Genomic DNA, 5243 nt, shown 5'->3' with positions numbered 1-5243 from the left:
CCGGTCTCCGGACCGGAATCGTCGGCCACCGCGGCCAGCGTCGGCGCCGGAACGTAGGTATAGGCCAACAGATTGCTGACCCCACCCGCACTGGCGACGGTGACATTCACCGAACCCGTGCCCGCGGGCACAACAGCGCTGATCACGGTATCCGACACCACGGTGAACGAAACCGCCGTGCTCGCCCCGAAATCGACCGCGGTAGCTCCAGTGAATCCCGTACCCGTGAGGGTGACGGTGTCGCCACCGGTCTCCGGACCGGAATCGGGGAGCACCGAGGTGAGTGTCGGTGTGGGGGCGTATGTGTAGGAGACGCCGTTGCTGGTGCCTCCGGTGGTGGTGACGGTGACCGCTGCCGTGCCGGTGCCAGCGGGGGCCACCGCGCTGATCTCGGTATCGGACACCACCGTGAACGACGCGGCCGGTGTCGCGTCGAAGGAAACCGCCGTCGCACCGGTGAGATCGGTCCCGGTCAGGGTGACAGTGTTGCCACCGGACTCCGGACCGGCATCAGGGATCGCCGAGGCAAGAGTCGGCGCCGGAACATAGGTGTAGAGAACACCATTGCTGGTACCGCCGATAGCGGTGACGGTCACCGCGGCCGTGCCGGTACCCGCGGGAGCAACCGCGGTGATCTCGGTACCCGACACCACCGTGAACGAAGACGCCGGAGTCAGGCCGAAGTTCACAGCAGTGGCAGTGGCGAACCCGGTGCCGGTCAAGACGACGGTATTGCCACCGGACTCCGGACCGGAGCCGGGAACCACCGAGGCAAGCGTCGGCGCCGGAACGTAGGTATAGGCCACACCGGTGCTGACGCCGCCCGCCGAAGTGACGGTGACATTCACCGACCCGGTCCCCGCGGGCGCGTCGACACTGAGCTCCGTATCCGACACCACGGTGAACGAAACCGCCGGATTGCCACCGAAATTCACCGCGGTAGTCCCAGCGAATCCCGTACCGGTCAGGATGACCGTATTGCCGCCGGTCTCGGGGCCGGAGTCGGGGACCACCGAAGCCAGCGTGGGTGCCGGGACGTAAGCGTAGGTGACCGGGTTGCCGGCACCACCCGGAGTCGTGACCGTGACGGCGGTAGTCCCGGTCCCCGCAGGAGCGACCGCGCTGATCTCGGTATCCGAGACCACCGTGAACGACGTGGCCGCTGTCGCGCCGAAGGAAACCTCGGTCGCGCCAGTGAGATCGGTACCAGCGAGGATGACGGTGTTACCACCGGTATCCGGACCGGAATCGGGAACCACCATGGCGACGGTGGGCGCCGGAACATAAGTGTAGAGAACACCATCGCTGGTACCGCCAACGGTCGTGACGGTCACCGCGGTCGTCCCGGTACCCGCGGGAGCAACCGCGGTGATCTCGGTACCCGACACCATTGTGAACGAGATCGCCGGAGTCAGGTCGAAGTTCACAGCTGTCGTACCGGTGAAGTTCGTGCCGGTGAGGGTCACGGTATTGCCGCCGGTCTCCGGACCGGAGCCAGGGACCACCGAGGCAAGGATCGGCGCCGGGACGTAGCTGTAGAGACCACCGTTGCTGACGCCACCCGCCGTAATGACGGTGACATTCGCCGTCCCGGTGCCAGCGGGCGCGACCGCACTGATCACCGTATCCGACACCACAGTGAACGAAACTGCCGCTCCTGCACCGAAATTCACTGCTGCCGCACTGGTGAACCCCGCGCCGGTCAGGGTCACCGTGTTGCCACCGGCCTCCGGACCGGAGCCAGGGACCACCGAGGCAAGGGTCGGCGCCGGAACATAGGTGTAAGTCAGCGGATTGCTCTCACCACCCCGGGTCGTGACCGTGACCGCGGCTGTCCCGGTCCCCGCGGGAACGACCGCGGTGATCTCGCCATCCGAAGCGACCGTGAAGGACGTGGCTGGTGTCGCGCCGAATTCCACCGCCGTCGCGCCGATGAATCCGGTGCCGATCAGGCTGACCGTGTTGCCACCGGCCTCCGGACCGGAGCCAGGGACCACCGAGGCAAGGGTCGGTGCCGGAACATAAGTGTAGAGAACACCATCGCTGGTACCACCGACAGCCGTGACGGTCACCGCGGTCGTCCCGGTACCCGCGGGAGCAACCGCGGTGATCTCGGTACCCGACACCATTGTGAACGAGATCGCCGGGATCTGGCCGAAGTTCACCGCTGTCGTACCGGTGAAGTTCGTGCCGGTGAGGGTCACGGTATTGCCGCCGGTCTCCGGTCCAGAGCCGGGAACGATCGTGGCGACGGTGGGCGCCGGAACGTAGGTATAGGCCAATGGATTGCTGACGCCACCCGCCGTTGTGACGGTGATATTCACCGGCCCGGTCCCCGCGGGCACGACCGCACGAATCTCGCTATCCGACACGACGGCGAACGAGACCGCCTCTTGCGCATCGAAATTCACCGCCGTCGTGCTGGTGAACCCCGTACCGGTCAGGATGACCGTGTTACCGCCCGTCTCCGGACCGGAATCGGGGACCACCGTGGTGAGGGTCGGCGCCGGGACATAGGTGTAGGAGACGCCGTTGCTGGTGCCGCCCGGAGTGGTGATGGTGACGGCGACCGCGCCGGTCCCGGCGGGTGCGACGGCGCTGATCTCGGTGCCGGAGACCACGGTGAAGGAAATCGCCGCTGTACCACCGAAATCCACCACACTTGCCCCGGTGAATCCGGTACCCGTCAGCGTGACGGTGTTGCCGCCGGAGGTAGGCCCCTGGTCCGGGTCGACCGAGGTGAGAGCCGGCACGCCGAGGTAGGTATACGGGACCTCGTTGCTGACGCCGAACTGATTGGTGACCGCGACCTGCGCCGTTCCGGTCCCGGCGGGGACGACGGCTGTGATCTGAGTATCGAAGTCGACGGTGAAGGACGTCGCCGCGGTGGCGCCGAAATCCACGCCCAGGGTCCCGGTGAAGTTCTCGCCTTGCAGTACGACCGTGTTGCCCCCGGCTTCGGGGCCCAGGTCGGGGACCACTGCGAGGAGTACGGGGGCACCGCCGTAGCTGTAGAGGACTTCGTTACTGGTACCCGTGGGCGAGACAGCGGTGACCGGCACCGTACCGGTCCCAGCCGGGACGACGGCGCTGATCTGAGTATCGGAGTCGACGGTGAACGAGGTCGCTGGGGTGGCGCCGAAGGCGACCGAGGTCGTACCCGTGAGGTTGGTGCCGGTCAGGACGACGGTGTTGCCGCCCGCGACCGGACCGGAATTCGGGACGACCGAATCCAGGATGGGCACAAGAACGTAGGCGTAGGAGACACCGTTGCTGGTTCCACCGGTGGTGGTAGCCGTGACGGCGACCGTGCCGGTGCCCGCAGGAGCGACGGCGCTGATCTCGGTGGCCGAAACCACGGTGAACGAGGTCGCCGGGGTGGCGCCGAAGGCGACCGAGGTCGTACCCGTGAGGTTGGTGCCGGTCAGGACGACGGTGTTGCCACCCTCGACCGGACCGGAGCCGGGGACGATCGCCGCGAGTACCGGCGCGGGGACATAGGTGTAGGGGACACCGCTGGTGGTGCCACCCGCAGTGGTGATGGTGACCGACGTTGTGCCGGTTCCCGCGGGAGCGATCGCGGTGACCTCGGTGCTCGACACCACCGTGAACGAGGTGGCGGGTGTCGCACCGAAACGGACGGCGGTGGTTCGGGTGAGGTTGGTACCGGTGAGGGTGACGGTGTTGCCGCCCGTCGCCGGTCCGGAGTCGGGGTTGACGGAGCCGAGAGTGGGTGCCGGGACGAAGGCGTAGAGGACGCCGTTGCTGAGGCCGCCGGGGCTGCTGACGGTAACGGCGGCGATGCCGGTGCGGGCGGGGGCGACGGCGGTGATCTGCGTATCGGAGACCACAGTGAACGAAGTAGCGAGCGTCGTACCGAAACGAACCGCGGTAGCCCGGGTGAAATTCGCACCGGTGAGAGTGACCGTATTGCCACCGGTCTCCGGCCCGAAACGCGGAGCGACCGTGGTAAGCGTCGGAGCCGCGGTAAAGCCATACGGAACACCGTTGCTGAGGCCACCCGGCGAGGAGACGGTGACATTCACCGTCCCGGTACGCGCGGGAGCGACAGCCGTGATCTGCGTATCGGAGACCACAGTGAACGAAGTAGCGAGCGTCGTACCGAAACGAACCGCGGTAGCCCGGGTGAAATTCGCACCGGTGAGAGTGACCGTATTGCCACCGGTCTCCGGCCCGAAACGCGGAGCGACCGTGGTAAGCGTCGGAGCCGCGGTAAAGCCATACGGAACACCGTTGCTGAGGCCACCCGGCGAGGAGACGGTGACATTCACCGTCCCGGTACGCGCGGGAGCGACAGCCGTGATCTGCGTATCGGAGACCACAGTGAACGAAGTAGCGAGCGTCGTACCGAAACGAACCGCGGTAGCCCGGGTGAAATTCGTACCGGTGAGAGTGACCGTATTGCCACCGGTGACCGGCCCGAAACGCGGAGCGACCGTGGTAAGCGTCGGAGCCGGGGTGAAGCCGTAGAGAACACCATTGCTCCTACCACCCCGCGTGGTAACGGTGATCGCCACAGTGCCGGTGCGTGCGGGAGCGACGGCCGTGATCTGGGTATCGGAGACCACGGTGAACGACGTGGCGGGCGTGACTCCGAAGCGGACGGCCGTCGCCCCGGTGAAGTTGGTACCGGTCAGGGTGACCGTGTTGCCGCCGGTCTCCGGCCCGAAGCGGGGAACCGTGCTGGTGAGTGTCGGCCGCGGCACGTAGGCGTAGGCCACCGGGTTGCTGGTGCCCCCTGCGGTGGTGACGGTGGCGTTCACCGAGCCGGACCCGGCAGGTACGACCGCTGTGATCTGGGAATCCGAGACCACGGTGAACGTCACCGCTGGGTTCGCACCGAAGTCCACCGCGGTCGCATCGGTGAATCCGGTGCCGGTGAGGATGACCGTGTTGCCGCCGGTTTCGGGTCCCGAGTTGGGGACCACCGTGGTGAGTGCCGGGGCCGGAGCGTAAGCGTAGCGGACGCCGTTGCTGGTCCCGCCCGGCGTGGTGATCGTGACATCGACCGTGCCGGTCCCGGCAGGCACCACCGCACTGAGCTCGGTATCGGAGATCACCGTGAACGAAATCGCCACGATCCCACCGAAATCAACCGCACTGGCCCCGGTGAATCCGCTGCCGGTAAGCGTGACCGTGTTGCCACCGGCCTCCGGACCGGCGTCAGGATCGACCGAAGCGAGGGTCGGCGCTGGGACGAACGTGTAGAGGGCAGCGTCACT

The 5243-nt window shown here is 66.9% G+C and carries 1 protein-coding gene; it reads right to left on the bottom strand.

Annotation, left to right across the window (positions count from 1 at the left end):
* On the bottom strand, window positions 1-5243 hold a 5243-nt coding region (locus tag AB0M45_RS33685), incomplete at both ends, for an IPT/TIG domain-containing protein (RefSeq protein WP_364337516.1).

This window comes from Nocardia sp. NPDC051787 (assembly GCF_040681325.1).
In the GTDB taxonomy this organism is placed as follows: Bacteria; Actinomycetota; Actinomycetes; order Mycobacteriales; family Mycobacteriaceae; genus Nocardia.
Note: the sequence above shows the minus strand (reverse complement) of the source record. Positions and strands in the feature narration are given on the sequence as shown.